Origin of the sequence: Arthrobacter sp. ZBG10 (genome assembly GCF_001238605.1) — a bacterium.
Taxonomy (GTDB): domain Bacteria; phylum Actinomycetota; class Actinomycetes; order Actinomycetales; family Micrococcaceae; genus Arthrobacter.
Genome location: NZ_LFQH01000153.1, coordinates 1 through 230, shown reverse-complemented (window position 1 = coordinate 230; position 230 = coordinate 1). Strand labels below are relative to the sequence as shown.

General features: G+C 73.5%; 1 protein-coding gene. It reads right to left on the bottom strand.

Annotated features, from left to right (window positions below):
• The coding region (locus ACU18_RS20095) for a hypothetical protein (RefSeq protein ID WP_197273630.1) at positions 1–230 on the bottom strand (230 nt) is incomplete at both ends.

The following is a 230-nucleotide window of genomic DNA, read 5'->3' as shown; positions in this document are numbered from 1 at the left end:
GTTCCAGGGTGCGCTCCAGGATGGGCACCAGGGCGCGCGGCCCAAACCGTTCGCCGCGGAGCCGGAAGGCCAGACGGACGGAGGAAACGGCGTCGGCCAATGCCGGCAGGGCGGCCCACGCCACCACCAGCGTCCGGGCCACGCCCTGCAGCGGCCCGCGCCGGGCCAGCCGGACGAAGCCGCGGGAGATGTCCACCAGCGAATTGAGCACACCGAAGCCCAGGATGGTG